This window comes from Ferrovibrio sp., from assembly GCF_965278975.1.
In the GTDB taxonomy this organism is placed as follows: domain Bacteria; phylum Pseudomonadota; class Alphaproteobacteria; order Ferrovibrionales; family Ferrovibrionaceae; genus Ferrovibrio.
The window spans coordinates 359206-384767 of the sequence record NZ_OZ257126.1 but is presented as its reverse complement, the minus strand read 5'-3'; the positions used below and the strand labels follow the sequence as shown (position 1 = coordinate 384767).

General features: G+C 64.6%; 27 protein-coding genes. 23 read left to right on the top strand and 4 right to left on the bottom strand.

Going from position 1 to position 25562, the window contains the following annotated elements; translation table 11 throughout:
- The first annotated feature begins 12 nt into the window (after positions 1-12).
- From ACQY7X_RS01850 to ACQY7X_RS01745, 22 genes are all read left to right on the top strand, one after another.
- Positions 13-1980 (top strand): AMP-binding protein, encoded by a 1968-nt coding sequence (locus ACQY7X_RS01850; protein ID WP_428250029.1) that lies wholly within the window; start codon positions 13-15, stop codon positions 1978-1980.
- A gap of 5 nt (positions 1981-1985) precedes the next feature.
- The gene (locus tag ACQY7X_RS01845; RefSeq protein ID WP_428248139.1) at positions 1986-2792 is read left to right on the top strand and encodes an ABC transporter ATP-binding protein; all 807 of its coding nucleotides are present in this window, start codon (positions 1986-1988) and stop codon (positions 2790-2792) included.
- 17 nt (positions 2793-2809) lie between these two features.
- Positions 2810-3694, top strand: coding sequence for a branched-chain amino acid ABC transporter permease (locus ACQY7X_RS01840; protein WP_428248138.1), 885 nt, complete (start codon positions 2810-2812; stop codon positions 3692-3694).
- A 12-nt stretch (positions 3695-3706) separates the two neighbouring features.
- Positions 3707-4771, top strand: coding sequence for a branched-chain amino acid ABC transporter permease (locus ACQY7X_RS01835; RefSeq protein ID WP_428248137.1), 1065 nt, complete (start codon positions 3707-3709; stop codon positions 4769-4771).
- Between the two features lie 95 nt (positions 4772-4866).
- Positions 4867-6174 carry an ABC transporter substrate-binding protein gene (locus ACQY7X_RS01830; RefSeq protein ID WP_428248136.1) on the top strand — a complete coding sequence of 436 codons (1308 nt, stop codon included), beginning with the start codon at positions 4867-4869 and terminating at the stop codon, positions 6172-6174.
- Between the two features lie 84 nt (positions 6175-6258).
- Positions 6259-7098, top strand: coding sequence for an ABC transporter ATP-binding protein (locus ACQY7X_RS01825; protein WP_428248135.1), 840 nt, complete (start codon positions 6259-6261; stop codon positions 7096-7098).
- Between the two features lie 16 nt (positions 7099-7114).
- Positions 7115-8359 carry a phenylacetate--CoA ligase family protein gene (locus ACQY7X_RS01820; protein WP_428248134.1) on the top strand — a complete coding sequence of 415 codons (1245 nt, stop codon included), beginning with the start codon at positions 7115-7117 and terminating at the stop codon, positions 8357-8359.
- Positions 8360-8385: 26 nt separating this feature from the next.
- Positions 8386-9048, top strand: a complete 663-nt coding sequence (gene ccmA, locus ACQY7X_RS01815) for a heme ABC exporter ATP-binding protein CcmA (RefSeq protein ID WP_428248133.1) — start codon at positions 8386-8388, stop codon at positions 9046-9048.
- Positions 9045-9710 (top strand): heme exporter protein CcmB, encoded by a 666-nt coding sequence (ccmB, locus tag ACQY7X_RS01810; RefSeq protein ID WP_428248132.1) that lies wholly within the window; start codon positions 9045-9047, stop codon positions 9708-9710. Before ccmA ends, ccmB begins: the two co-directional genes overlap by 4 nt.
- Positions 9711-9732: 22 nt before the next feature.
- Positions 9733-10464, top strand: a complete 732-nt coding sequence (locus tag ACQY7X_RS01805) for a heme ABC transporter permease (RefSeq protein ID WP_428248131.1) — start codon at positions 9733-9735, stop codon at positions 10462-10464.
- 46 nt (positions 10465-10510) lie between these two features.
- Complete coding sequence (ccmD, locus tag ACQY7X_RS01800; RefSeq protein WP_428248130.1) at positions 10511-10702, top strand: heme exporter protein CcmD; 192 nt, start codon at positions 10511-10513, stop codon at positions 10700-10702.
- A gap of 17 nt (positions 10703-10719) precedes the next feature.
- Entirely contained in the window at positions 10720-11169 is a 450-nt protein-coding gene (ccmE, locus tag ACQY7X_RS01795; protein WP_428248129.1) for a cytochrome c maturation protein CcmE, read from the top strand.
- A 12-nt stretch (positions 11170-11181) separates the two neighbouring features.
- Positions 11182-13167, top strand: coding sequence for a heme lyase CcmF/NrfE family subunit (locus tag ACQY7X_RS01790; protein WP_428248128.1), 1986 nt, complete (start codon positions 11182-11184; stop codon positions 13165-13167).
- Between the two features lie 5 nt (positions 13168-13172).
- Complete coding sequence (locus ACQY7X_RS01785; RefSeq protein WP_428248127.1) at positions 13173-13724, top strand: DsbE family thiol:disulfide interchange protein; 552 nt, start codon at positions 13173-13175, stop codon at positions 13722-13724.
- Positions 13718-14191, top strand: coding sequence for a cytochrome c-type biogenesis protein (locus tag ACQY7X_RS01780; RefSeq protein WP_428248126.1), 474 nt, complete (start codon positions 13718-13720; stop codon positions 14189-14191). Before ACQY7X_RS01785 ends, ACQY7X_RS01780 begins: the two co-directional genes overlap by 7 nt.
- A 2-nt stretch (positions 14192-14193) precedes the next feature.
- A complete protein-coding gene (ccmI, locus tag ACQY7X_RS01775) occupies positions 14194-15354 on the top strand; it encodes a c-type cytochrome biogenesis protein CcmI (protein WP_428248125.1) in 1161 nt (386 codons plus the stop codon).
- An 84-nt stretch (positions 15355-15438) separates the two neighbouring features.
- A complete protein-coding gene (locus ACQY7X_RS01770) occupies positions 15439-15714 on the top strand; it encodes a hypothetical protein (protein ID WP_428248124.1) in 276 nt (91 codons plus the stop codon).
- 82 nt (positions 15715-15796) lie between these two features.
- On the top strand, positions 15797-16834 hold the full coding sequence (locus ACQY7X_RS01765) for an ABC transporter substrate-binding protein (protein ID WP_428248123.1): 1038 nt from the start codon (positions 15797-15799) through the stop codon (positions 16832-16834).
- 5 nt (positions 16835-16839) lie between these two features.
- Entirely contained in the window at positions 16840-17619 is a 780-nt protein-coding gene (locus tag ACQY7X_RS01760; RefSeq protein WP_428248122.1) for an ABC transporter ATP-binding protein, read from the top strand.
- On the top strand, positions 17606-18403 hold the full coding sequence (locus tag ACQY7X_RS01755) for an ABC transporter permease (RefSeq protein WP_428248121.1): 798 nt from the start codon (positions 17606-17608) through the stop codon (positions 18401-18403). Before ACQY7X_RS01760 ends, ACQY7X_RS01755 begins: the two co-directional genes overlap by 14 nt.
- On the top strand, positions 18400-19707 hold the full coding sequence (locus tag ACQY7X_RS01750; protein ID WP_428248120.1) for an FAD-dependent oxidoreductase: 1308 nt from the start codon (positions 18400-18402) through the stop codon (positions 19705-19707). The genes ACQY7X_RS01755 and ACQY7X_RS01750 overlap by 4 nt, the downstream gene beginning before the upstream one ends.
- A gap of 29 nt (positions 19708-19736) precedes the next feature.
- A complete protein-coding gene (locus ACQY7X_RS01745) occupies positions 19737-20813 on the top strand; it encodes a hypothetical protein (protein ID WP_428248119.1) in 1077 nt (358 codons plus the stop codon).
- 15 nt (positions 20814-20828) lie between these two features.
- On the opposite strand, the gene ACQY7X_RS01740 is transcribed toward ACQY7X_RS01745, so the two are convergent.
- Complete coding sequence (locus ACQY7X_RS01740) at positions 20829-22094, bottom strand: protein kinase domain-containing protein (protein WP_428248118.1); 1266 nt, start codon at positions 22092-22094, stop codon at positions 20829-20831.
- A 51-nt stretch (positions 22095-22145) separates the two neighbouring features.
- Positions 22146-22643, bottom strand: coding sequence for a MarR family winged helix-turn-helix transcriptional regulator (locus ACQY7X_RS01735; protein ID WP_428248117.1), 498 nt, complete (start codon positions 22641-22643; stop codon positions 22146-22148).
- A 116-nt stretch (positions 22644-22759) separates the two neighbouring features.
- Between ACQY7X_RS01735 and ACQY7X_RS01730 the strand changes: the two genes are divergently transcribed.
- A complete protein-coding gene (locus ACQY7X_RS01730; RefSeq protein WP_428248116.1) occupies positions 22760-23299 on the top strand; it encodes an NUDIX domain-containing protein in 540 nt (179 codons plus the stop codon).
- Between the two features lie 58 nt (positions 23300-23357).
- On the opposite strand, the gene ftsY is transcribed toward ACQY7X_RS01730, so the two are convergent.
- Both ftsY and mtaB read right to left on the bottom strand, forming a co-directional pair.
- The gene (gene ftsY / locus ACQY7X_RS01725) at positions 23358-24302 is read right to left on the bottom strand and encodes a signal recognition particle-docking protein FtsY (protein ID WP_428248115.1); all 945 of its coding nucleotides are present in this window, start codon (positions 24300-24302) and stop codon (positions 23358-23360) included.
- The gene (mtaB, locus tag ACQY7X_RS01720; RefSeq protein ID WP_428248114.1) at positions 24302-25561 is read right to left on the bottom strand and encodes a tRNA (N(6)-L-threonylcarbamoyladenosine(37)-C(2))-methylthiotransferase MtaB; all 1260 of its coding nucleotides are present in this window, start codon (positions 25559-25561) and stop codon (positions 24302-24304) included. Before mtaB ends, ftsY begins: the two co-directional genes overlap by 1 nt.
- Position 25562: the final 1 nt, after the last annotated feature.

Sequence of the window (25562 nt, the reverse complement as noted above, 5' to 3'; positions counted from 1 at the left end):
GCGACGTTGAGTGTGGAGAAGCCGGACGGTCGCGATCCGCTTGGACGCGACACGATCCCGAAATTCCTCGTCCATAATGCCGAACACCGGCATGGCCGTCCCGCCATGCGCGAGAAGTATCTCGGCATCTGGCAGAGCTGGAGCTGGGGCGAGGTGGCGGCCAGCGTGGAAGCCATTGCCGGCGGCCTGAAGGAACTCGGGCTGCGCCGAGGCGACAAGATGGCCATCATCGGCGACAACCGGCCGCAGCTTTACTGGACGCTCGGTGCCGTGCAGGCGCTGGGCGCGGTGCCGGTGCCGATCTATCAGGACAGCGTCGCCGACGAGGTGCAATACGTCGTCGAGCATGCCGAGGCCCGCTTCGCCCTGGCGGAAAACCAGGAACAGGTCGACAAGCTGCTGTCGGTGCGCGACCGCCTGCCGAAGCTGGAACTGATCATTTTCGCCGATCCGCGCGGCATGCGGCATTATGACCAGCCGTTCCTGCATGATCTGGACAGGGTGATGGAGCGCGGCCGCGCCCATAATGCTGCCCATGCCGGTTTCTTCAAGGCCGAGGTGGCGCAGGGCAAGGGGCCGGATCTGGCGCTGATCTGCTATACTTCAGGCACCACGGGCCGGCCCAAGGGCGTGATGCTGAGCTACGACAATCTGGTCCGCTCGGCCAACCTGGCGATCAATTTCGACAAGATCAACGAAACCGACGAGATTCTCGCCTATCTGCCGCTGGCCTGGGTGGGCGACAATTTCATTTCCTATGCCGAGGCCACCATCGCAGGTTTCTGCGTCAATTGCCCGGAATCGGGCGAGACGGTGCTGAACGACCTGCGCGAAATCGGTCCGACCTACTTCTTTGCGCCGCCGCGCATCTTCGAGGGCCTGCTGGCCACGGTGATGATCCGCATGGAGGATGCCGGCGCGATCAAGCGCGCCATGTTCAGGTATTTCATCGGCGTGGCCAAGCGTGCCGGCCGCGCCATCCTGGAAGGCAAGCCGGTCGGCCTGTCCGACCGTCTGCTCTACGCGCTGGGCGACCTGCTGGTCTATGGCCCGCTCAAGAACGTGCTCGGCATCAGCCGGCTGCGCCTGGCCTATACGGCGGGCGAAGCCATTGGCCCGGATATCTTCGATTTCTTCCGTGCGCTGGGCATCAACCTGAAGCAGCTTTACGGCCAGACCGAAAGCACGGTCTATCTCTGCCTGCATACCGATACCGATGTGAAGGCCGATACCGTCGGTCCGCCCGGTCCGGGCATCGAACTGCGCATCGATGAGCAGACCGGCGAGGTGCTGTATCGCAGCCCGGGCGTGTTTGTCGGCTATTACAAGAACCCGGAAGCCACCGCCGAGACCAAGACCGCCGATGGCTGGGTGCATACCGGCGATGCCGGCGTGTTCACCGATGCCGGCCATCTGCGCATCATCGACCGCGCCAAGGATGTCGGCCGGCTCAATTCCGGCGCCCTGTTCGCGCCGAAATTCGTTGAAAACAAGCTGAAATTCTTCCCGTCGATCAAGGAAGCGGTAGTATTTGGCGACAAGCGCGACCACGCCACCGCCTTCATCAATATCGATCTCGCGGCGGTCGGCTCCTGGGCCGAGCGCAAGGGCATCCCCTATACCTCCTACACCGACCTAGCCAGCCGGCAGGAGGTGTATGACCTGGTGCGCGGATGCATCGAACAGGTGAACCGCGACCTTGCCTCCGACAGTTCGATGGCCGACAGCCAGGTGAAGCGTTTCCTGATCCTGCACAAGGAACTGGATGCCGATGACGGCGAACTGACCCGCACCCGCAAGGTGCGCCGCCGCATCATCGCCGAACGTTACGGCGATCTGATCGACGCTCTGTATTCCGGCCAAAATGAAGTGCAGGTGGATGCCAAGATCACCTTCGAGGATGGCCGTACCGGCAGCTTCAAGGCACGGCTGAAGATCGCCGCTGCCAAAACCTATGACACCATGCGCAAGGCGGGCTGAGCGGTATGAGTGCTGAAACCATGTCCATCGGCCCGAAGTCCATCGGTGACGTGATGCTGAAGGTGGAGAATATCTCGCTGAGCTTCGGCGGCGTGAAGGCGCTCACCGATATCAGCTTCTCCATCCGCGAGCGCGAAATCCTTGCCATTATCGGCCCGAACGGCGCCGGCAAGTCATCAATGCTGAACTGCATCAACGGCTTCTACCACCCGCAGCAGGGCACCATCACTTTCAAGGGGCAGCCGCGCAAGCAGATGCGGCCCTACGAGGCGGCCAGCCAGGGCATCGCCCGCACCTTCCAGAACATCGCCCTGTTCAAGGGCATGTCGACGCTGGACAACATCATGACCGGGCGCCTGCTGAAGATGAAATCCGGCCTGATTGCCTCGGCGATCTACAAGGGGCCAGCCGAGCGCGAGCAGGTGCAGCACCGCGAATTCTGCGAAAAGATCATCGACTTCCTGGAAATCGAGGCAATCCGCAAGGTGCCGGTGGGGCGGCTGCCCTATGGCTTGCAGAAGCGCGTCGAGCTGGGCCGCGCGCTGGCTGCCGAGCCGACCCTGCTGCTGCTGGACGAGCCGATGGCCGGCATGAACCTGGAAGAGAAGCAGGATATGTGCCGCTTCATCCTGGATGTGAATGACGAATTCGGCACCACGATCTGCCTGATCGAACATGACATGGGCGTGGTGATGGATATCTCGGATCGCGTGGTGGTGCTGGATTACGGCCGTAAGATCGGCGATGGCACGCCCGACGAGATCAAGAACAACAAGGACGTCATCGACGCCTATCTTGGCGTGCAGCACTAGGGCGGGGCGGGCAGGCTATGGCGTTCTTTCTGGAAGTTTTGATCGGCGGCCTGATGGCGGGCGTGATGTATTCGCTCGTCGCGCTGGGTTTCGTACTGATCTTCAAGGCATCGGGTGTGTTCAACTTCGCCCAGGGCGCCATGGTGCTGTTTGCCGGCCTGTTCTTCGTCGGCTTCCTGCAGAAGGGCGTGCCGATCTGGCTCTCCATCATCTTTACCCTGGTGGTGATGGCGGTGCTGGCCTACGCCATCGAGCGGCTGGTGCTGCGGCATCTGGTGAACCAGGAAGGCATCATCCTGTTCATGGCCACCATCGGCGTGTCCTACTTCATCGACGGTTTCGGCCAGTCGATCTGGGGCTCCAGCGTCACGGCCTTCGATGTCGGCATCCCCACGGATCCGATCTTCATCATGGATGGTGAAATCCTGATCCAGTCCTTCGATCTCTGGGCTGCCCTGGTTGCCGGCACGTTGCTTGCCGGCCTCGTGGTGTTCCAGAAAACCCGTATCGGCCGCGCGCTCCGCGCGGTGGCCGATGATCATCAGGCGGCGCAGTCGGTGGGCATCCCGCTCAGCGTCATCTGGGTCATCGTCTGGTCGATTGCCGGCATGGTGGCGCTGGTGGCCGGCGTGATGTGGGGTTCCAAGCTCGGCATGCAGCCGGCCATCGTCAGTCTGGCGCTGAAGGCGTTGCCGGTGCTGATCCTCGGCGGCTTCACCTCGGTGCCCGGCGCCATCATCGGTGGTCTGATCATCGGCGCCGGCGAGAAACTGGCGGAAGTCTATATCGGCCCCGCCTTCGGCGGCGGTATCGAGAACTGGTTCGCGTATGTGCTGGCGCTGGGCTTCCTGCTGGTCCGCCCGCAGGGCCTGTTCGGCGAAAAGATCATCGAGCGCGTGTAGGGAAGGGCGGCCATGCTGTATCGCGAATCCGGTCAGTTCAAGACCACCTATCCCGCCGATCAGGCGATCCTCACCATTCCGCAGGATCGCGTGTTCATGGCGCTGCTGCTGCTGGCAGCGTTTGTCGGCGTGCCGATGGTGGCGACCGACTATCTCTATACTGCGCTGCTGATCCCGTTCCTCTGCATGGCGCTGGCGGCGTTGGGCCTCAATATTCTCACCGGTTATTGCGGCCAGGTTTCGCTCGGTACCGGCGCCTTCATGGGCGTTGGCGCGGTGGCAGCCTGGAATCTGGCTTTTCGCATCCCGGACCTGAATCTGCTGATTGTTTTCGTCATCGCCGGACTGTTCGCTGCCGTGGTCGGCGTGATCTTCGGCCTGCCGTCGCTCCGCATCAAAGGCTTCTATCTGGCAGTGGCGACGCTGGCAGCGCAGTTCTTCCTGCCCTGGCTGTTCGTCAAATTCGGCTGGTTCACCAATCATGCGTCTTCCGGCGTCATCACCGTGCCGAAGCTGACCCTGTTCGGCTGGAGCATCGACACGCCGATGGAGAAATACCTATTTGCGCTGGGTGTCGTTGCCATTCTGGCGCTGGCGGCGAAGAATCTGGTGCGCTCCAATCCGGGGCGGCAGTGGATGGCGATCCGCGACATGGATATCGCGGCTGAAATCATCGGCATCCGTCCGGTCGTCGCCAAGCTCTCGGCTTTTGCCGTTTCGTCCTTCTATATCGGCATTGCCGGTGCGCTTTATCTTTTCGTCTATCTTGGTTCCGCCGAACCCGATGGCTTCAACATCAACCTGTCCTTCCAGGCCCTGTTCATGATCATCATTGGCGGCCTGGGTTCCATCCTGGGCAGCTTTCTCGGCGCCTTCTTCATCCTGCTGGTGCCGATCTTCCTTACCCGTGGCCTGCCGATGATTGGCCTGGAAATGTCCACCGCCGCCATCGCCCATGCCGAGTTCATGGTGTTTGGCGCCATGATCGTGTTCTTCCTGATCGTCGAACCGCATGGCCTGGCGCGGCTGTGGCAGATCACCAAGGAAAAGCTGCGGGTCTGGCCCTTCCCCTATTGATGGGCTGATAAATGCCGGCTTTGTCCGGTCTGGTTTCGCGTGTTAGGGTTAAATCAATCCACCTCATGAATGGGTGGCAAACGGGAGGAAAAACAATGCGTGTCAGCAAATTGACCATGGCGCTTGTTGCAGGCGCCGCCTTGCTCGGGGCGGGCGCCGCCTCGGCGCAGCAGACCCAGATGATCCCTTCGATGGTTTACCGCACCGGCCCCTTCGCGCCGTCGGGTACGCCGACCGCCGACGGTTTCGCCGACTACATCACCCTGCTCAACGCCCGCGACGGCGGCCTCAATGGTGTCCGCCTCAAGGTCGAGGAATGTGAGACGCAGTACAATACCGAGCGCGGCGTTGAGTGCTACGAGCGCCTCAAGGCGATGGGCGGCACGATCTTCAGCCCGTATTCCACCGGCATCACCTACGCGCTGATCGATCGCGCGCCGACCGACAAGTCGGTGATCTTCTCGATGGCCTATGGCCGCGCCTCGGCGATGGTCGGCAACATCTTCCCCTGGGTGTTCAACGCTCCGGTCACCTACTGGTCGGGCGCTTCCGCCGCGATCCAGTTCTTCGCCAAGGAAGCCGGCGGCAAGGACAAGCTGAAGGGCAAGAAGATCGCCCATGTCTTTATCGACATTCCCTATGGCAAGGAGCCGAATCCGGTTCTGCAGAACTATGCCCAGGAACTCGGCTTCCAGCTTGAGCTGGTGCCGGTGCCGGCGCCGGGCCTGGAGCAGAAGTCGATCTGGCTGCAGGTGCGCCAGATGCGCCCGGATTTCGTCTACCTCACCGGCTGGGGTGCGATGAATGCCGTGTCGCTGAAGGAAGCGGCGGCGGTGGGCTTCCCGCGCGAGAAGATCCTCGGCGGCTGGTATACTTCGCAGGATAGCGACACCGTGGGCGCCGGTCCGGCGGCCAAGGGCTTCCGTGGTCTCACCTTCCACAGCGCCGATCGCAACCTTGAACTGATCAAGCAGCTCAAGGCCCAGGTGATCGACAAGGGGCAGGGCAGCCAGAACGGCAAGCATCTCGGTGAAATCGGCTACATGCGCGGCGTGCTGAATGCCGTGTTCACCACCGAGGCGCTGCGTACTGCCCAGGCGCAGTATGGCAACAAGGTGATGGATGGCGAGCAGTCGCGCTGGGGCTTCGAGAATATCAACCTCACCGCCGACAAGCTCGACAAGCTGGGCCTGAAGGGCTTCATCCAGCCGATCAAGCTGTCCTGCGACAACCACCAGGGCGATGGCAAGATGCTGATCGTGCAGTGGGAAGGCGATCACTGGAAGACCGTGAGCGACTGGATCGCTCCGGAGAACCAGAAGCTGATGCCGCTCTATCTGGCGGGTGCCGAGCAGTATCAGCGCGAGAAGAACATCCCCTCGCGCTCCTGCGCCAAGTCGTAAGCTGAAACAGGACCCCGCCGGCATTGCCGGCGGGGATCTCCTGCTGCTGAATTTCCGCGTCACTTCGTGCAAGAGCCAACCGCGATGAATGTCCAGACCGCTGCTGCCCCGACTGCCGCCACGCCGCCGCTGCTGAGCGTCAACAACATCGAAGTGATCTACAACCACGTCATCCTGGTGCTGAAAGGCGTGTCGCTGCAGGTGCCGGAAGGTTCCATCGTGGCACTGCTCGGCGCCAATGGGGCCGGCAAGACCACCACGCTCAAGGCGATCTCCAATCTGCTGCGCGCCGAGCGCGGCGATATCACCAAGGGCCATATCGATTTCCGTGCCGAGCGCGTCGAGGCGTTGAACCCCTCCGCGCTGGTCAAGAAGGGCCTGATCCAGGTGATGGAGGGGCGGCATTGCTTCGCCCATCTCACCGTGGAGGAGAACCTGCTCACCGGCGCCTATACCCGCGCCGACGGCAACCGCGCCATCAATGATGAACTGGAGAAGGTCTACACCTTCTTCCCGCGCCTCAAGGTGCGCCGCAAGTCGCTGGCCGGCTATACCTCGGGCGGCGAACAGCAGATGACCGCCATCGGCCGGGCACTGATGAGCAAGCCGAACATGATCCTGCTGGATGAGCCTTCGATGGGCCTGGCGCCGCAGCTGGTCGAGGAAATCTTCGAGATCGTCCACCGGCTGAACAAGGAAGCCAAGGTCAGCTTCCTGGTCGCCGAGCAGAATACCAACATGGCGCTGCGCTATGCCGATTACGGCTATATTCTTGAGAATGGCCGCGTGGTGATGGATGGCCCGGCCTCGCAGCTGCGCGAGAATGCCGATGTGAAGGAATTCTATCTCGGGCTTGGCGCCGGCGGGCGCATGAGCTTCCGCGATGTGAAGCATTACCGCCGCCGCAAGCGCTGGCTGGCCTGAAGTTTAAGGAAGCACCATGACCGACAACATGTTCTACGACGCGCTGGAGACCCGCGATCCGGCCGAGCGGCAGGCCGCGCAATGGGCGGCATTGCAGGCGCAGATCGCCCATGCCAAGGCCAATTCGGCCTATTTCGGTGAAATCCTGAAAGGGGCTGAAGGCGCTGACATCAAATCTGGTGCCGATCTCGCCAGGCTGCCGGTAACGCGTAAATCCGATCTGGCAACACGCCAGAAGACCAAGCCGCCCTTTGGCGGTCTGGAAGCCGTGGCGCGCGCCAAGCTGAAGCATGTGTTCCAGTCGCCGGGCCCGATCTACGAACCGGATGGCTATGCCCCGGATCATTGGCGCTTCGCCCGCGCCATGTGGGCCGCCGGTCTGCGCCCGGGCGATCTGGTGCTGAACTGCTTTTCTTATCACCTCACGCCGGCCGGCATGCTGGTGGAAAGCGCCGCGCACGCCATCGGCTGCCCGGTGATCCCGGGCGGTGTCGGCAATACCGAGCTGCAATTGCAGGCGGTGAACGACCTCAAGCCCGATGCCTATGGCGGCACGCCGTCCTTCCTGCGCATCCTGCTGCAGAAGGGCCGTGAACTCGGCCTGGATGTTTCTTCCTTGAAGAAGGCCCTGGTCGGCGGCGAAGCGCTGCCGCCAAGCTTGCGCAAGGAGATCAACGATCTCGGCTGCTTCGTGCTGCAGAATTACGGCACCGCCGATCTGGGCCTAATCGCCTATGAGAGCCCGGCGATGGAAGGCATGATACTGGATGAAGGCGTGTGGGTGGAGATCGTGCGCCCCGGCACCGGCGATCCGGTGGCACCGGGCGAAGTGGGTGAGGTGGTGGTCACCACGCTGACCAACAAGGAATATCCGCTGATCCGCTTCGCCACCGGCGACATGTCGGCGGTGATGGCGAGCATGAGCCCCTGTGGCCGCACCAACACCCGTATCAAGGGCTGGATGGGCCGTGCCGACCAGACCACCAAGGTGAAAGGCATGTTCGTCACGCCGGGCCAGATCGCCCAGGTGGTGGCGCGCCATGCTGAAATCGCCAAGGCCCGGCTGGAGGTCACGTCCACCAACAATACCGATGCGATGGTGCTGAAGATCGAGCTGAAAGGCTCTGGCGTCGATATCACCGGCAATGTCGCCGAGACCTTGCAGGCGGTCTGCAAGGTGCGCGGCAGCGTCGAGGCCGTTGCTGCCGGCTCGCTGCCCAATGACGGCAAGGTCATCGCCGACCTGCGCACCTATCAGTAGTCGCTGATCCCCGCTAGACTGCCGCTATGAGCTTGGCGGTGGAAAATCTGGCGGTGGTGCGTGGCGAGCGCCAGCTTTTCAAGGGCGTCGGTTTTGCGCTGGCGCCCGGCGAGGCGCTGCTGCTGCGCGGCCCGAATGGCAGCGGCAAGTCCAGCCTGCTGCGCCTGCTTGCGGGTTTTCTCCAGCCCGCCCAGGGCAAGGTTGCCTGGCAGGGGCGGAGCATCGCGGAGGATAACGAAGCCTATCGCGCCGGGTTGCTCTATCTCGGCCATGCCGACGCGGTGAAGCCGCAGGTGACGGCAGAGGATAATCTGATCTACTGGGGCCGGCTTGGCGGTCTGGCAGCGGAGCCCGCCCGCCAGCGCGCGGCCGAGGCGCTGGAACAGGCCGGCCTCGGGCGGCAGCGCCGCCTGCCCGGGCGCTATCTTTCCGCCGGCCAGAAGCGGCGCCTGGGGCTGGCCCGGCTGCTGCTGCGCCCGGCCAGCCTGTGGCTGTTGGATGAACCAACCAATGCCCTGGACACTTCTGCCATCCAATGGCTTGGCGCGGCCCTGGCAAAGCATCGCGAGGCTGGCGGCATCGTGCTGCTGGCCAGCCATGTCGATGTGCCGCTGGCAGCCGCCCGCAGCCTCAACCTGCCGCAGGGAACCCTGACGGCGCCTGGAGCGGAAGGCGAGGCGGGAGCATGAGTACTTTCTGGGCCATCGTCGGGCGGGATCTGCGCCTCGGCCTGGGGGCGCAGGGGGCGGCGCTCACCACATTGTTATTCTTCGTCCTGGCGGTCAGCCTGTTCCCGCTCGGCGTCGGGCCGGAGCCGCAATTGCTGGCCCGCATCGCGCCGGGCGTGATCTGGGTGGCAGCCCTGCTGGCGGCGCAATTGTCGCTCGACCGGCTGTTCCAGGCCGACCATGAGGATGGCACCCTGGACCTCCTGGCGCAGACGCCATTGCCGTTGAGCCTGGTGGTGGCAGCCAAGACCCTGGCGCATTGGCTCGGCACCGGCCTGCCGCTGGCGCTGATGGCGCCGCTGCTGGCTATTCTGCTGCAAATGGATATGGCGGCGTTGCCGACCCTGCTGCTGGCCCTGCTGCTTGGCACGCCGTCGCTGAGCCTGATTGGCGCCATCGGTGCGGCACTGACGCTCGGCGCCCGGCGCGGTGCCATCCTGGTGCCTTTGCTCACCCTGCCGCTGCTGGTGCCGGTGCTGATTTTCGGTGTCGGTGCGGTGGAGGCGGCCGCCTTCGGCCTGTCGCCGAAACCGCATCTGCTGCTGCTGGGGGCCTTCCTGGCAGGCGCCGCGGTGCTCAGCCCCCTGGCTGGTGCGGCGGCGGTGAAACTGGCCTTGGAATGAACGAAGCCCTATAACGGCGCCCATGCATTATCTTGCCAATCCTGCCCGCTTCCTGCGCCTGATGGCCGCGATCCGGCCCTGGGCTGCCGGTATAGCCGTGCTCGGCCTTGGCCTTGGCCTTGGCTGGGGCCTGCTCTATTCGCCGCCGGATTATCAGCAGGGCGAAACCGTGCGCATCATGTATCTGCATGTGCCGGCGGCCTGGATGAGCCTGTTCATCTATGCCGGCATGGCGCTGGCCTCGGCGGTGGCGCTGATCTGGCGCCATCCGGTGGCGGAACTCGCCGCCAAGGCCTCGGCCCCGGTCGGCGCTGCTTTCACGCTGATCTGCCTGATCACCGGCTCGCTCTGGGGCAAGCCGATGTGGGGCACCTGGTGGGTCTGGGATGCCCGGCTTACCTCGATGCTGATCCTCTTCTTCATCTATCTTGGCTACATGGCGCTGTGGGAAGCCTTCGACGACCCGCAGCGTTCCGGTCGCGCCGCCGCCATCCTGGCCCTGGTCGGTGCCGTGAACCTGCCGATCATCAAATTCTCCGTCGACTGGTGGAACACGCTGCACCAGCCGGCCAGCGTGCTCACCCTGTCGGGGCCGAAAATCCATGCCGATATCCTCTGGCCGCTGCTTTTGGTGGCGATTGGCTGCAAGGCCTATTACCTCTGGCTGCTAAGCCTGCGCGTCCGCGCCGAAATCCTCGCCCGCCAGGCCCGCATGCTGCGTTTCGTCGCAGCCGGGGAAGGGGCCGCCGGGTAGTTTTCGCCCCGCCGGCGGTATATATTTTTCATGAACTTATGGAGCCGTGGACAGCCCCGTGTACTGGTCCAGCGTCAGCGATTTTCTTGCCATGGGTGGCCATGCCGGATTCATCTGGCCAGCCTTCGCCATCGGCTTTGCCGTGCTTGGCGGTCTGGCGCTGCTCAGCCGCCATGCGCTCGGCACGGCTGAACGCGAACTGGCCGAGGCGCGCAAGGAGGCCGGCCGCGATGCGTGAGCGGGCCGGAGCAAGCCGTGACGCGTAAACGCAAGCGGCTGTTCGCCGTGCTGGCGCTGGTGGCGGGCCTGGGCGTGGCCGCCGCCCTGGTGCTGACCGCCTTTTCCGACAATCTGGTATTCTTCCACTCGCCCAGCGATGTGGTGGAAAAGCACCTGCCCGCCGACAAGCGGTTCCGCGTCGGCGGCCTGGTGGAGCAGGGCAGCGTGAAGCGCGATGGCCTGGTCACGGATTTCACGGTCACCGACCTGAAACATTCCGTCGCGATCCGCTATACCGGCATGCTGCCGGACCTGTTCCGCGAGGGCCAGGGCATCGTCGCCGATGGCCGGCTGGACCGCCAGGGGCGCTTCATCGCCTCCGAAGTGCTGGCCAAGCATGATGAGAACTACATGCCGCCGGAAGTGGCCGATGCGCTGAAAAAATCCGGCCAATGGCAACATGCAGGTGAGAACAAGCCGAAATGATTGCTGACCACCATGATCGCTGAACTGGGCCATTTCGCGCTGATCCTGGCGCTGGCGCTGGCGGTGGCGCAGGGCACCCTGCCACTGATCGGTGCGGCGCGTGGCATCGCGCCGTGGATCGGCCTGGCGCCATCGGCCGCCATGGGCCAGGCATTGTTCACCGCCTTTGCCTTCGGCTGCCTCACCTACGCCTATGTCACGTCAGATTTTTCGGTGCTGAACGTGGCGCAGAATTCGCACACGCTGAAGCCGATGCTCTACAAGATCAGCGGCGTGTGGGGCAATCACGAGGGCTCGCTGCTGCTGTGGCAGTTGATCCTGGCTGTGTTTGGCGCTGCCGTGGCGGTATTCGGCGCGCCGCTGCCGGGCACCTTGCGCGCCCGGGTGCTCAGCATCCAGGGCCTGATTGGTGTCGGCTTCCTGCTGTTCATCCTGCTCACCTCCAATCCTTTCGATCGCCTGTTGCCGGCGCCGCTGGAAGGCAAGGGGCTGAACCCGCTGCTGCAGGATCCCGGCCTCGCCTTCCATCCGCCCTTCCTTTATCTCGGTTATGTCGGCTTCTCGGTCGCCTTCTCGTTCGCCATCGCGGCACTGATCGAGGGCCGCGTCGATCCCGCCTGGGCGCGCTGGGTGCGGCCCTGGACGCTGGCCGCCTGGATATTCCTTACCATCGGCATCGCCATGGGTTCCTGGTGGGCCTATTACGAACTCGGCTGGGGCGGCTGGTGGTTCTGGGATCCGGTGGAAAATGCCTCCTTCATGCCCTGGCTGGCGGGCACGGCTTTGCTCCATTCCGCCGTGGTGGTGGAAAAGCGCGAGGCGCTGAAAAGCTGGACCGTGCTGCTCGCCATCCTCACCTTTTCGCTTAGTCTGCTCGGCACCTTCCTGGTCCGCTCCGGCGTGCTGAACTCGGTGCATGCCTTCGCCACCGACCCGACACGCGGCCTGTTCATCCTGATCTTCCTCGGCATCGTGGTGGGCGGCAGCCTGGCGCTCTATGCCTGGCGCGCGCCGGCGCTTTCCAGCGTCGGCATCTTCGCGCCGCTGAGCCGCGAGGGCGCCCTGGTGCTGAACAACCTGCTGCTGGCGGTCGCCACCGGCGCGGTGCTGCTCGGCACGCTCTACCCGCTGGCGCTGGATGCCATTGCCAGCCAGAAGGTTTCGGTCGGCCCGGCCTATTTCAACAGCGTGTTCATCCCGCTGATGGCGCCGCTCTGTGCCGCCATTGCCGTTGGGCCGCTGCTGGCCTGGAAGCGCGGTGATCTTGCGGCCGCGCTCGGCCGCCTCGGCTTTGCCGGTGGCGCCGCCATTCTCGGCCTGCTGCTGGCCCTGTGGCTGCGTGGCGATGGCCCCTGGCTGTCGCTGCTCGGCCTGGCGCTCGGCGCCTGGCTCGGCGTCGGCGCGCTCACCGAATGGGCTACGCGCATCAAGCTGTTCCAGGCCTCGCCGAAGGAAAGCCTGAACCGCGCCCGCCACCTGCCGCGCGCCGCCTGGGGCATGCTGGTGGCGCATCTCGGCGTCGCGGTGATGATCCTCGGTATCACGGTGTCGGAAACCTGGCAGATCGAAAAGCAGCTGGTGATGAAGGCAGGCGATGTCGTCTCGGTTGGCCCGGTGCAGTATCGCTTCCTCGGCGTGCAGCCGGTGCAGGGGCCGAACTATCTGGCGACGCAGGGCCGCTTCGAGTTGATCCGCGATGGCAAGGTGGTGGACCTGCTGCTGCCCTCTCAGCGCCGCTATCAGCAGCCGCCGATGGAAACCACCGAGGCCGCGATCCGCCCGTCGCTGTTCGCCGATCTCTATGCCGTGGTGGGTGAGGGCGATGCCCAGCGTGGCCATGCCGTGCGGCTCTACTGGAAGCCGATGGTGTCCTGGATCTGGCTTGGCGCCCTGGTGATGGCTTTCGGCGGCCTGCTGTCGCTGTCTGACCGCCGCCATCGTGTCGGTGTACCGAAATCGCAGCGCCGCCCGCAGGCCATGCCAGCGGCAGCCGAGTAGCCATCATGATGCGTTACCTGCCCTTTGCCCTCTTCATCATCATCGGTATCGGCCTAGCCGTCGGCCTCACGCTCAATCCGCGCGAGATTCCTTCCGCCTTGATCGGCAAGCCGGTGCCGGAATTCGCCCTGCCACCGGTGCAGGGCCGCAGCGACGGTCTCAGCAGCGGTGATCTCAAGGGCGGCGAAGTTGCCCTGGTGAATGTGTTCGCCTCCTGGTGCCTGCCCTGCCGCGTTGAACATCCGCTGCTGCTGCAACTGAGCCGCCAGGGCGTGCCGGTGCATGGCTTGAACTACAAGGACGAGCCGCAGGCGGTGGCGCGCTGGCTCGATGATCTCGGCGATCCATTCAAGCGCACGGGTGCCGACCGCGATGGCCGCGTCAGCATCGACTGGGGCGTCTACGGTGTGCCGGAAACCTTCGTGGTCAATGGTGCTGGCCAGATCCTGTGCAAGCATATCGGGCCGCTGACCGACTATGATGTAGCCAACAAGATCAAGCCGGCGGTGGATGCCGCCCGCGCCGGCAAGCCGGTGCCGGCTGAAGCCAAATGCTGAAGCGGCTGGCTTTCCTGCTGCTGTTATGCGCGGCGGCGCCTGCGCTGGCGCAGCATCTTGAGCCGACACTCACCGATCCGGCCGCCGAGGCGCGTGCGCGGCTTTTGTCCAAGGATCTGCGCTGCCTGGTCTGCCAGAACCAGTCGATCGAGGAATCCAATGCACCATTGGCGCGCGACCTGCGCCGTCTGGTGCGCGAGCGCATCCTGGCCGGCGATTCCGATCAGGCCGTGTTGGAGTATCTGGTGGCGCGCTATGGTGAATGGGTGCTGCTGACGCCGCGCTTCAACCAGCGCACCCTGCTGCTGTGGATCGGCCCTGGCCTGCTGCTGCTGGCAGGCGGCGCCGCGGTTTTCGCGCTGCACCGCCGCAACCGCCGCGCCATGGCGGAAGCCAAACCGGCCGCTCCGCTCTCGGCTGATGAAAGCAGGCGCGTTGCCGAATTGCTGAAAAGCGGGGAACCCTGAGCATGTTGTGGCTTGGTATCGCCGTGCTGCTCGCCGTGGCGCTGGCCTTCCTGCTCTGGCCGTGGCTGCGCAACCGCACCGCCACGGCGCGCAAGGCGCATGATCTGGCAGTGTATCGCGCGCAGCTTGACGAGATCGCGCAGGAAGTGGCGCGCGGCACGCTGAACGAGGCGGAAGCCAACAATGCCCGTGTGGAAATCCAGCGCCGCCTGCTGCGCGCCGATGCGGCACCCGATGAAGCGGCGGCAAGCAGAACCCTGACGCCCGGCGTACTGATCGGCACCGGTCTGCTGCTGGCGTTGCTCCCCGTTGGCGCGGTCGGCCTCTATGCTGCGCTGGGGCGGCCGGACGCGGCCCGGATGCTGCCGGCGATGCAGCAGGCCGAGCTTGAGCGCCAGCGCGCCGAGCGGCGCGAGCTGGATGTGCTGGTGGATCGCCTGCGCCAGCGGCTGGAGGCGGAGCCGAACCGCGCCGATGGCTGGCTGCTGCTGGGCCGCACGCTGATGAATATGGGCCGCTATGGCGAATCCGCCGATGCCTTCAATCGCCTGGTTGCCTTGCAGCCGCAGGATGCCGAGGCCCAGGCCTTCCTGGGCGAGGCTTATGTTTTCGGCAATGACGGCGCGGTGACGCGCGAAGCCCGCGTGGCGTTCGAGCGCGTGTTGCAGATCGAGCCCGGTCATCCCGGCGCGTCCTATTACATGGGCATGGCCAAGCTGCAGGATGGCGATGTACGCGGCGCCTTCGCCGATTGGCTGGCGCTGGCGCGTTCGGCCGAGCCGGATGCACCCTGGCTGCCGCTGGTGCGGGCGCGCTTGCAGGAATTGGCGCCGCGCCTTGGCGCCGATCTGGCGCAGTTGCTGCCGCCGCCGGCTGCCACCCCGGCCCAGCCGGGGCCATCGCGCGAGCAGATGGAAGCGGCGCAATCGATGTCGCTGGAAGAACGCACGGCGATGATCAATGCCATGGTGGACCGCCTGGCCGAGCGCCTGAAGGAAAACCCGAACGATCCTGAAGGCTGGGTAAGGCTTGGCCGCGCCCGCGAAGTGCAGAACGACAAGCATGCCGCCATGGAGGCCTACACCAAGGCCCTGGCGCTGTTGCCGGCCAATGCGCCGCAGCGGGCCGATCTGGAAGGCCGTCTGCGGGCGCTAAGACCTTAATGCCTTTTAACCATCGGGCTTAACCCGGATTTAAGAGTCGGCGGCCCTTAATCGGCTCCAGCTTTTTTCGGAGTCTGACACCCCATGGCCATCGCGCCCAGCAACAATCTGCTCAATGCGCTTTCGCAGTTGCAAGGCAGCAAGCCGACCGCCTCGGCGGCACGCCCTGCCGCCAGCGGCAATGCCAGTTTTTCCGCGCAATTGAGCCAGGTTTCCGCTGCCGCGCCGACTGGCCGCACGGGCGAGGCCGGCCCGGCCCGGGCCTCTGCCCAGGCCCAGGAAACGCCGCCGGGCGCTGAAACCAGCCAGCCCAGGCCGCGCGGCCGCTATCTCGGCCAATACGTCAATATCCTCGTCTAGGGCCGCCCAGCCCTCTGGTTGACGCCAAAGGAACCCCCAATTAGGTTGGCCGCAATGCCAATCGAGTATTAGGGGAAACGCCATGTCGTCGCGCCGTACGATTCTCGCCGCCTTGCTCGCGGCGGGCCTTGCTGCCGCTATTCCTGCCGCAGCGCAGGCCCAGGCTAAAGATAAAGCTTCCGTAGCCTCGCTCGCCTTCGTCTCCTCGGCACCGATCTTCATCGCCAAGGAACGCGGCTATTTCGATGCCGAAGGCATCGATCTCGACATCAAGATATTCAATGCCGCCCAGGCGATTGCCGTGGCCGTGGCCGGTGGCGACGCCGATTTCGGCATCACCGCCTTCACCGGCGGCTTCTTCAATCTGGCCGGCAAGGGCGCCTTGAAGGTGATCGCGGCGCAGAGCCGCGAGGAGAAGGGCTACAACTTCGTTGCCTATGTCGCCGGCAAGAAAGCCTATGACGACGGCTTCCGCAATCCGAAGGGCTTTGGCGGCAAGAGCGTGGCCGTCACCACCATCGGTTCCAGTTTCCACTACAATCTCGGCATGCTGGCCGATAAATACGGCTTCAAGCTCGATTCCGTGCAAATGAAGCCGGTGCAGTCGATCCCCAACATGATGGCGGCGCTGGCGGGTGGCCAGGTGGATGCCACCATCCTGCCGGCCAACAATGCCCTCAAGCTGCAGGCCGACGGTGCCGGCACGATCATCGGCTGGGTTGCCGACCATACGCCCTGGCAGCTTGGCGCGCTGTTCACCTCGACCAAGAATGTGGAAGGCAAGCGGCCGCTGGTGGAGCGTTTCGTGCGCGCCTACCAGAAGGGCCTCGCCGATTATGCCGATGCCTTCCTGGCCAAGGATGCCGGCGGCAACCGCGTTTTCGGGGCCAAGGCCGAGGCGGCTTTCCCGATCCTGGAAAAGTGGGTGGAGCCGAAGCCGAGCTTCGAGGTGGTGAAGGTTTCCGCCAACTTCATGGACCCGCAGGGCCGCCTGCTGGTGAAGAACATCTATGACCAGGTGGCGTGGAATCAGGCCCAGGGTCTGGTCGACAAGACGGTGGATGCCAAGCAGTTCCTCGATTTGAGCTTCGTCAAGGATCACCTCGACCTGCCGAAGTAAACCCGATGCAGGTGGTGTTGCGGCAGGTCGGCCATGCTTATGGCGACCTGCCGGTGCTGGATGGGATTTCCTTCGCGGTGGCGCCCGGCGAAACCGTGGCGCTGATCGGTCCGTCCGGCTGCGGCAAGTCCACATTGTTGAATCTGGTCGGCGGCCTGCTGGAATTGCAGCAGGGTAGCATCGACCTGATCGGCGCGCCGCCCGCCGGCTGCCTCAACCCGCTTACCTTCGTGTTCCAGGATTTCGCACTGCTGCCCTGGCGCAGCGTTGCCGGCAATGTTGCGCTGGCACTGGAACATCATGCTTTGAGCAAGGCCGAGCGCGCCGCCCGCATCGATGAGGTGCTGGCGCTCTGCGGCCTGCGCGATTTCGCCCAAGTGCTGCCGAAGCAGCTTTCCGGCGGCATGCGTCAGCGCGTCGGCATCGCGCGTGCCATCGCCGTGAAGCCTGCCGTGCTGCTGATGGACGAGCCGCTTTCCGCCCTGGATGCCCAGACGCGCGAATTGCTGATGGATGACCTGCTCGCCATATGGAGCCGTGAACGCACCACCACGCTCTATGTGACGCATAACCTGGCGGAAGCCGTGCGGCTGGCCGACCGCGTGGTGGTGCTGTCGCGCCGGCCGGGCCGCATCAAGGCGGTGGTGGAGATTCCGGTGCCTGTGGCCGAGCGCGGCGCGGTTGCCCATGCCGCAAAAGTGCAGGCATTGCAGACGGAACTCTGGCAGTTGATCAAGTCCGAAGCCCAGGTGGCGGATCGCGAGATGCAGCATGACGCCGGATAACGCGCGCAAATCGGTGCCGTTCCGTGGCGGCGGCTTCGTGCCTGGGGTGAAACGCTGGGCGCCCTGGCTCGCCTTCGCCGTGATCATCGCGCTATGGGAAGTCGCTTCGCTCACGCGCCTGCTGCCGGCCCTGTTCATGCCGGCGCCGCATGAGGTGATCAGCGCGTTGCGCGACCTGCTGGCCTCGGGCCGCTTCATGGCGCATATCAGCGCCTCGCTGCAGCGCGTGCTGATCGGCTGGCTGCTTGGCACGTCCGCCGGCCTGGTGGTCGGTTTCCTGATGGGGGTGTTCACCCTGGCGCGCTCGGTCGGCCTGCCGGTGGTCTCGGCCTTGTTCCCGATCCCGAAGATCGCGCTGCTGCCGCTGCTGATCCTGTGGTTCGGCATCGGCGAGCCATCGAAATATGCCACGATTGCCTTGGGTGTGTTCTTCCCCACGGTGGTTTCCACCTTCTCAGCGGTGGATAACGTGCCGCGTAATCTCATTCGCATGGCCCAGAGTTTCGGCCTCTCGACATCCAGCATCATCTTCAAGGTGGTATTTCCGGGTGCCTTGCCGGGCATTCTTGCCGGCTTCCGCATTTCCTCGTCTATCGCCCTTATCCTGCTGGTATCGGCGGAGATGATCGGCACACAGGTCGGCATCGGGGCGTTCATTCTCGGTGCTGGCAACCTGATGCAGACGGACCAGCTTGTTGCTGGCGTGGTGCTGCTGTCGCTGCTCGGCCTGGCGATTTCCGCGCTGCTTTCGGCGGCGGAAAAATTCCTGCTGCGCTGGCGATGAGCGACGCATATCCGATCCCCGCCACCCGCATCGTGCGCCGCGAGGCAGGCGCCGCCAAACACTATGCCGCCGATATTGCCATCCTGGGTGCCGGAATCGCCGGCGTCTCGGCGGCATTGGAGGCGGCGAAACTTGGCCGCAAGGTGGTGCTGATCGATGCCGGTTCGCAGTTGGGCGGGCAATCGACGCAATCGCTGATCGGCACTTTCTGCGGCCTCTATTCCAACGGCCCGGCGCCGTACCGTGTCGTCTATGGCATGGCCGATGCGATGCTGCGGGATTTGACGGCAGCGGATGCGGTTGCGCCGCGCCGGGGCCGCAACACGATCATTCTGATGTACCAGGAACAGGCTTTGGCGCGCTGGATCGAGCGCAGCCTGGTTGAGGCAGGCGTCACGCTGCTGCTTGGCGCCACTTTGCTGGAGGCGTGCCGCGATGCTGGCCGTATCACATCGCTCAGCCTTGCCACGCGCTATGGCCGGGCGGAAGTGGCGGCACAGGGTTTCGTCGATGCCTCCGGCGATGCGGCGCTCAGCTTCGCTGCCGGTTTTGACTGCCGCGAACCGGCCACGCCGATCATGGGCACGTTGATGTTCAGCATCGAGGATTTCGATGAGGCGGCAGCCATGCAGCTCGACCGCTGGGCGATGCAGAAACGCTTGGCGGAATCTGCCACCCGCTATGGCCTGGTGCGCAAGGATGGCTTCGTTTTCGCCTTCCCCGGCAAAGGCCAGGCCCTGGTCAACATGACCCATGTGGAAACCCCGCTCGATGCAGCGGGCCATGCCCTGGCGCAGATCGAAGGCCGCGCCCAGGCCGACCGCGTGCTGGATTTCCTGCGTGGCGAATATGGCCCCGTATTCGGCCGCGCCCGGGTGCGCAGCTATGGCCTGCTGGGCGTGCGCCAGACCCGCTGGATCGTCGCCCGCCACAGCCTTGATGTGGCGGCGGTGCGTGCCGGCACCCGCAGCGCCGATGCCATCCTGCGCTGCTCCTGGCCGATAGAACTGCATGACCGGCCCGATGATGTGCATTGGGAAGAATTCGGCGACGACCACCTGCATTACCTGCCTTTCGGCACTATGGTGCCGGCGGCAGCGGATAACCTGGTGGCGGCGGGGCGCTGCATCGATGGCGATCCGGCGGCACTCGCTTCGGTGCGCGTGATGGGGCCGTGCATTGCCATGGGGGCCGCGGCGGTGCAGGCGCTCGATCTGGCCGGGGCCGGCTCGGTGCGGCAGGTGGATATTGCCGCCCTGCAGGCGCGGCTGGCCGATAATCTGGAACGCCGCGATCCTGCCTGATAGACTCTGGTCATGAATAGGCTGGGGCCATGAAGCTGTTATTCGTTGTCAATGCCGCGCCGGCCGTACTGGCTGGTGGCGAGATATCGCTGGCCAGCGTGCGTTACCGCGCCACCATGCCGGCGGCGGCGCTGCGCGATCTCGGTCATGACGTGACGGTGGTGGCGCTGGATAGCGTGCTGGCGCCGGATTTCCGCTTTGCCGGCGATGCCATCGTGCTGGCGCAGCCGAAGGAAGACCGCGTGCTGCGCGAGGGCCTGATCCCTGGGCTGGGCAGCTTCATTCAGGTGCATCGCCAGGCCGGCATCCGGCTGCTGATCGATGTTTGCGACCTCAAGGTCGGGCCGCATTACGCCGCCCATATCAGCGGTATTCTGCGCCAGCCGGCACAGGTGGAGATTTGCCGGCAATTCTATCCGGTCCTGATGCGGGCCGCCGATACGCTGGTGGTGCCAACGGAGATACTCGCCCAGCGGCTGGCGGAGCATATCGGCAGTGACCTGCGCTTCGGCGTGGTCGGTGATCCGGTAGAAGTGGCGCGGGCGCCAGTGCGTTTCGCACCGCAGGCAGATGCGCCGCTCAATCTGCTGTGGTTCGGCTTCTTCGGCGGCCATGCCCGGGCGCTGGCGCAATTCTGCCAGGATGACCTGCCGCGTCTGGCGGCGTTGCGGCCCGTATCCCTTACCCTGCTCTGCGAACAGAATGCCGTGGCGCATCTCGACCGCCTGCGTGGATTGGCCCAAGGCGCGGTGCCGATCGAATGGCAGCCCTGGTCGGTGCCGGGGTTGCAGCAGGCGCTGGCGGCCTGCGATGCGGTGCTGCTGCCGATAGACCATGCCGCCGATATTGCCGTGGGCAAGAGCAACAACCGCGCCTTGCAGGCGCTATGGGCTGGGCGCGCGGTTTTTGCGCATCCGATTGCCAGTTATCGGGAACTGGATGGCTTCGCCATCATCGGCGCCGATCTGGTGGCCGGCCTCAAGGCGGCGCTGGATGATCCGGCGGCCTGCATCGCACGCATGCGGGCCGGCCAGGCTTATGTGGCGGAAACCTATACGCCAGAGGCAATCGGCCGGCGCTGGGAGAAGCTGCTCAAGGCAGACTGATCAAGCGCGGCGGGATCAATCCAGCAGCTTGAACAGGGCGGCGAAGGCGGCATCGTCGTCTGGCACTGCCAGTTGCGGCGGCGCCGGGCAGTTGCCTTCATCCTCCCAGCAGGCCCAGCCGAAATCCAGAATCACCGGGCCTTGCGCCGTCAGCATCACATTTTGCGGCCGCAGGTCGCGGTGGCGGATCCCGGCGGCCTTCAATGCCGTCTGGGCCTGCTGCAGGCCGGCGCGCACGGCGTCCTTGTTCTCGATCATGCCATCGGCGGCAGCCTGCGCCAGGGTCTTGCCTTCCAGCAGCGGCATTGCCAGCACATAGGTTTTCTCGTCCATGCCGAAGGTGGCCGGCTTGACGAAGCAGGGCGCATCCAGGCTGTAGAGGAATTCATGTTCGCGGTAGAGCAGGCTGCGCGCGGTATCATTCTTGGCCTGCACCATTTTTACCGCCAGCTTCTGCGTGCCACTCATCAGCACGCCGTAGATGCGGCTGATGAACTGATCATTCTCCTTGGCATAGAAGGGCTTGCTGTTGGCAGCCATGCGCGCCACTTCAGCCAGCCCTTCCGGCGCCATGGCCCAGAGATCAGGGGCCGCTACCGCGCGATTCTGCGAGCGGAACAGCAGCCGCTTCTGCGCCATCGGCGAACCCGGCGCCGGAATCGCGCCCAGGCAATCCACATGGCTGTGGATGCCGGTATTCTTCACCATGGCATGTACGGCTGCCGCATCGGGAATCTGCGGCAGCTTCATCTTGCCTTCCTGGCCCATCGAGGTTTCGAAGAACAGCACGTCGCAATGGCGCTGCACTTCCGTCAGCAGTTTCACGGCGGCTTCGAAACCATCGAAATGCACCACCCACTGGAAAGTGGAGAGGAACAGGATGACGTCGAAATGGCCGAGATCGCGGATCAGCTCGGGCGAGGCGGCGGCATTGATGAAGGTGATGCCGGTCTGCTTCAGCTCGTTCACGTCCTGCCCGATCTCGCAGGTCAGCGTGTCTTTCTCGATGCCGGTACAGGTATAGCCCAGGCGCTGGAAGCGGAAGCAGTTGTAGCCGCTATGGCAGCCGATATCGAGCAGGCGACCGGTCTTGAACGGGCGCGGCAGGGTGGTCTGCATCAGCGCGAAGCGTTCTTCCACGGCGTCGCGCTGATAAGGGATATCGGCGAAATCGTCGAAGGGCAGGGGGTTGTACAGGTGTCCCGGCCGGCTGGCATTACCCGGCTGATAGACTTGCCCCATGCGGGCAATCTTCGCCCGAATCGACTCGACCGTGACCATGACTGACCCTTCCCAAAGCGGCGTCTGCCGGGTCAGCTTAGCCCGAAAGGGTTAATTTTCGGCCACTTCCATATCGGCTTCGGCCTCTGCCGGTCCCTTTGCCGAGGCCAGCAGGCGCAGCAGGTCGATCAACTCGGCCCGCCTGGCCGGTGGTATCGGCTGCATCGCCCGGGTCTGCGCCCGCAATACCGCCGGCAGGGCGGCGCGCAGCATGGCTTCGCCGGCTTCCGTCACCGCCAGCGCATTGGTGCGGCGGTCGGTTGCGGTGCGGCTGCGCTCCAGCAACTCGCGCTTGAGCAGGCGGGCCACCATTTCGGCCACTGTCGAGCGGTCGATGCCGGTCAACCGCACCAGATCAACCTGGCTCAGGCCACGATTCTGGTAGACGGTCAGCAGCAGCGCGAATTGTGGTGGTGTCGGGCCGTTCTCGCCCACTTCCTCGGTATAGAAATCCACCGCGATCTGATGACAGCGGCGCAACAAATGCCCTGGTGCGTCGAGCAACACGAAGCAGCTCAACGGATCATCCGGCATAGTTGGAATAGCCATGCCCCACTCCCCCGTTTTTCGGGTGGTTTGACACCACCTCATGCTTTGCGGGAATCAGCCTACGCTGGACCGGGGCCGTTTGCCAACCAGGGTGTGCAGAATATAAACTTGTCGTGATGGCGATCCAGCGACCCAGCGATTTCGGCTTCACGCACCAGGTGCCGGACGGCGACGACAAGGCGCGTCTGGTCTGCGGCGATTGCGGCTGGATTCATTACGTCAATCCCAAGATCGTGGTTGGTGCGGTGTGCAGCTATGGCGATCGCATCCTGCTCTGCCGCCGCGCCATAGAGCCGCGTCATGGCTTCTGGACATTGCCCGCCGGTTTCATGGAAGAGCGTGAGACGACGGAAGCAGGCGCTGCCCGCGAAGCAATGGAGGAAGCCGGGGTCACTATTCGGATCGATGCATTGCTGGCCGTATACAACATACCGCGTATCAGCCAGGTGCAGATGATGTACCGCGCCACGCTGCCGGGGCCGGAACTCAATCCCGGGATCGAGTCACTCGATGCGAAGCTGTTCCTGTGGGACGAGATTCCATGGAATGAACTGGCCTTCCCCAGTGTGCTCTGGGCATTGCATCATTGGCGCGAGGTGCGCGGCAAACGCGATTTTGCTGCCTTTGGCAATCCGCCCGATGCTCCTGGTGTGTAGCAGCGGAGCGGGGGTGTGTAACAGCGGGTCGGGGGTGTATAGCAGCGGGGGCGTGTAATTAGCCCTTCTGCTCCAGCCCGGCCAGCGCGCGGGCAAAGGCATCGGCGGAGAAGGGCTGCAGGTCGGCGGCGGTCTCGCCAACGCCGACGAAATGCACCGGCAGGCCGAATTTGTCGGCAATCGCCACCAGCACACCGCCGCGTGCCGTGCCATCCAGCTTGGTCACCACCAGGCCGGAGACATCGCAGATTTCCTTGAAGGTGGCGACCTGGTTCACGGCATTCTGGCCGGTGGTGGCATCCAGCACCAGCAGCACATGATGCGGCGCTTCGGGTACCTGCTTCTTGATCACACGCACGATCTTGGCCAGTTCCTGCATCAGGTCGGCCTTGTTGTGCAGGCGGCCGGCGGTGTCGATCAGCAGCAGGTCGGCACCGGCTTCGCGGGCCTGGGTCAGGGCCTCAAAGGCAAGGCCCGCGGCATCGGCACCGGTTTCGCCTTTTACGATAGTGGCGCCAGTGCGCTGGCTCCAGATGCTCAACTGCTCCACGGCGGCGGCGCGGAATGTGTCGCCAGCGGCCATCACCACTTTCCTGCCGGCCTCGCGGCTGCGCTGCGCGATCTTGCCGATGGTGGTGGTCTTGCCAACACCATTGACGCCAACCACCAGCACCACCTGCGGCTTCGGCCCATCGAGGTCCAGCGGCTTTTCCACCGGCTTCAGGATCGGGGCGAGGCTTTCGGCCAGCGCGGCGCGGATTTCCTCCGAAGTCACTTCCTTGTCGAAGCGGCTACGGGCGATATCCTGCACGATGCGGGCAGCGGTAGCGACGCCGAGGTCGGCGCCGATCAGGGTTTCCTCCAACTCGTCCAGCGCTTCCTGGTCCAGCTTGCGCTTGGTGAACAGGCCGGTGATCTGGTCGCCGAGCGCACTGGCGGAACGCGACAGGCCCTGCTTGAGGCGGCCGAACCAGCCAAGTTTCGGCGCTGCTTCCTCGCTCATCAGGCGGCCTCCAGCCAAAGTTTGCCATCACGCGCGGCGCCGATCCGGCTTTGCAGGATGGCGCCTTTCGGCAGCCCCGGCGGCAAAGCCACGGGGGCATAGGTCTCGTCGCGGCCGAGACCTTCCTGCTCCACCAGAATGCTGGCCTCGCGGCCAACACGGCTTTGCAGGAAACGCTGCTGCGCAACAGTGCCGCGCCGGCGCAGTTCCGCTGCTCGCGTCTTGCGGACGGCGATGGGGACCTGCGGCATGCGCGCTGCCGGCGTGCCTTCGCGCGGCGAGAACGGAAAGACATGCAGGAAGGCCAGCGGCATTTCCTCGATCAGTGCCGCCGAACGCTCGAAGGCGGCGTCGTCCTCAGTGGGAAAACCGGCGATCAGGTCGGCACCCAGCGCGATGCCGGGGCGCAGCCGCTGCAACGTCTCGGCCATGCGCACAGCCTGTTCGCGGCTATGGCGGCGCTTCATGCGCTTTAGGATCAGGTCGTCACCCGCCTGCAGGCTGAGATGCGCATGCGGCATCACGCGCTCCTCCTCGGCATAGAGCCGCAGCAGGTCGGCATCGATCTCGGCCGGATCCAGGGACGAGAAGCGCAGCCGCTGGATTTCCGGCACCAGCGCCAGCAGCCGCCGCGCTGCCTGGCCCAGACTCGGCTGGCCCGGCAGGTCATGGCCATAGCTGGTGATATCGACGCCGGTGAGCACGAATTCGCGATAGCCGCGCTGCGCCAGGGCGCGGGCCTGTTCGGCCACCGCACCAAGCGGCAGCGAGCGGCTGGGGCCACGGCCATAGGGAATGATGCAGAAGGTGCAGCGGTGGTCGCAGCCCTGCTGGATTTCCAGATAGGCGCGCGGGCGGCCGGGAAATTCGCTGACGGTTGCACATGCCTGCTCGGGGGCAATCGCCGGCAGCGTTGCCGCCATGATGTCGCCCACGGCAATACGGGCCTGGCCCAGTTGCCGCCAGGCGGCGGGATCCAGCTTCTCACGGTTGCCAAGCACATGATCGACTTCCGCCATGGCAGCGAAACGTTCAGGCGCTACCTGCGCGGCGCAGCCGGTGACGACAATGCGGGCATCCGGCTGTTCGCGGCGCAGCCGGCGGATCGCCTGGCGTGCCTGCTTTTCGGCTTCCGCCGTGACCGCACAGGTATTCACCACCACAAAATTATCGAGGGCGAGTTCGCCGAGTCTGGCGCGCACGGCCTCGCCTTCATAGGCGTTGAGCCGGCAGCCGAAGCTCAACACGTCAACCGTCATT

Coding starts and splice junctions, on each gene's coding strand:
- ACQY7X_RS01845 (WP_428248139.1), top strand. CDS start 1,986: ATGAGTGCTGAAACCATGTCCATCGGCCCGAAGTCCATCGGTGACGTG.
- ACQY7X_RS01840 (WP_428248138.1), top strand. CDS start 2,810: ATGGCGTTCTTTCTGGAAGTTTTGATCGGCGGCCTGATGGCGGGCGTG.
- ACQY7X_RS01835 (WP_428248137.1), top strand. CDS start 3,707: ATGCTGTATCGCGAATCCGGTCAGTTCAAGACCACCTATCCCGCCGAT.
- ACQY7X_RS01830 (WP_428248136.1), top strand. CDS start 4,867: ATGCGTGTCAGCAAATTGACCATGGCGCTTGTTGCAGGCGCCGCCTTG.
- ACQY7X_RS01825 (WP_428248135.1), top strand. CDS start 6,259: ATGAATGTCCAGACCGCTGCTGCCCCGACTGCCGCCACGCCGCCGCTG.
- ACQY7X_RS01820 (WP_428248134.1), top strand. CDS start 7,115: ATGACCGACAACATGTTCTACGACGCGCTGGAGACCCGCGATCCGGCC.
- ccmA (WP_428248133.1), top strand. CDS start 8,386: ATGAGCTTGGCGGTGGAAAATCTGGCGGTGGTGCGTGGCGAGCGCCAG.
- ccmB (WP_428248132.1), top strand. CDS start 9,045: ATGAGTACTTTCTGGGCCATCGTCGGGCGGGATCTGCGCCTCGGCCTG.
- ACQY7X_RS01805 (WP_428248131.1), top strand. CDS start 9,733: ATGCATTATCTTGCCAATCCTGCCCGCTTCCTGCGCCTGATGGCCGCG.
- ACQY7X_RS01790 (WP_428248128.1), top strand. CDS start 11,182: ATGATCGCTGAACTGGGCCATTTCGCGCTGATCCTGGCGCTGGCGCTG.
- ACQY7X_RS01785 (WP_428248127.1), top strand. CDS start 13,173: ATGATGCGTTACCTGCCCTTTGCCCTCTTCATCATCATCGGTATCGGC.
- ACQY7X_RS01780 (WP_428248126.1), top strand. CDS start 13,718: ATGCTGAAGCGGCTGGCTTTCCTGCTGCTGTTATGCGCGGCGGCGCCT.
- ccmI (WP_428248125.1), top strand. CDS start 14,194: ATGTTGTGGCTTGGTATCGCCGTGCTGCTCGCCGTGGCGCTGGCCTTC.
- ACQY7X_RS01770 (WP_428248124.1), top strand. CDS start 15,439: ATGGCCATCGCGCCCAGCAACAATCTGCTCAATGCGCTTTCGCAGTTG.
- ACQY7X_RS01765 (WP_428248123.1), top strand. CDS start 15,797: ATGTCGTCGCGCCGTACGATTCTCGCCGCCTTGCTCGCGGCGGGCCTT.
- ACQY7X_RS01760 (WP_428248122.1), top strand. CDS start 16,840: ATGCAGGTGGTGTTGCGGCAGGTCGGCCATGCTTATGGCGACCTGCCG.
- ACQY7X_RS01755 (WP_428248121.1), top strand. CDS start 17,606: ATGACGCCGGATAACGCGCGCAAATCGGTGCCGTTCCGTGGCGGCGGC.
- ACQY7X_RS01750 (WP_428248120.1), top strand. CDS start 18,400: ATGAGCGACGCATATCCGATCCCCGCCACCCGCATCGTGCGCCGCGAG.
- ACQY7X_RS01745 (WP_428248119.1), top strand. CDS start 19,737: ATGAAGCTGTTATTCGTTGTCAATGCCGCGCCGGCCGTACTGGCTGGT.
- ACQY7X_RS01740 (WP_428248118.1), bottom strand. CDS start 22,094: ATGGTCACGGTCGAGTCGATTCGGGCGAAGATTGCCCGCATGGGGCAA.
- ACQY7X_RS01735 (WP_428248117.1), bottom strand. CDS start 22,643: ATGGCTATTCCAACTATGCCGGATGATCCGTTGAGCTGCTTCGTGTTG.
- ACQY7X_RS01730 (WP_428248116.1), top strand. CDS start 22,760: ATGGCGATCCAGCGACCCAGCGATTTCGGCTTCACGCACCAGGTGCCG.
- ftsY (WP_428248115.1), bottom strand. CDS start 24,302: ATGAGCGAGGAAGCAGCGCCGAAACTTGGCTGGTTCGGCCGCCTCAAG.
- mtaB (WP_428248114.1), bottom strand. CDS start 25,561: ATGACGGTTGACGTGTTGAGCTTCGGCTGCCGGCTCAACGCCTATGAA.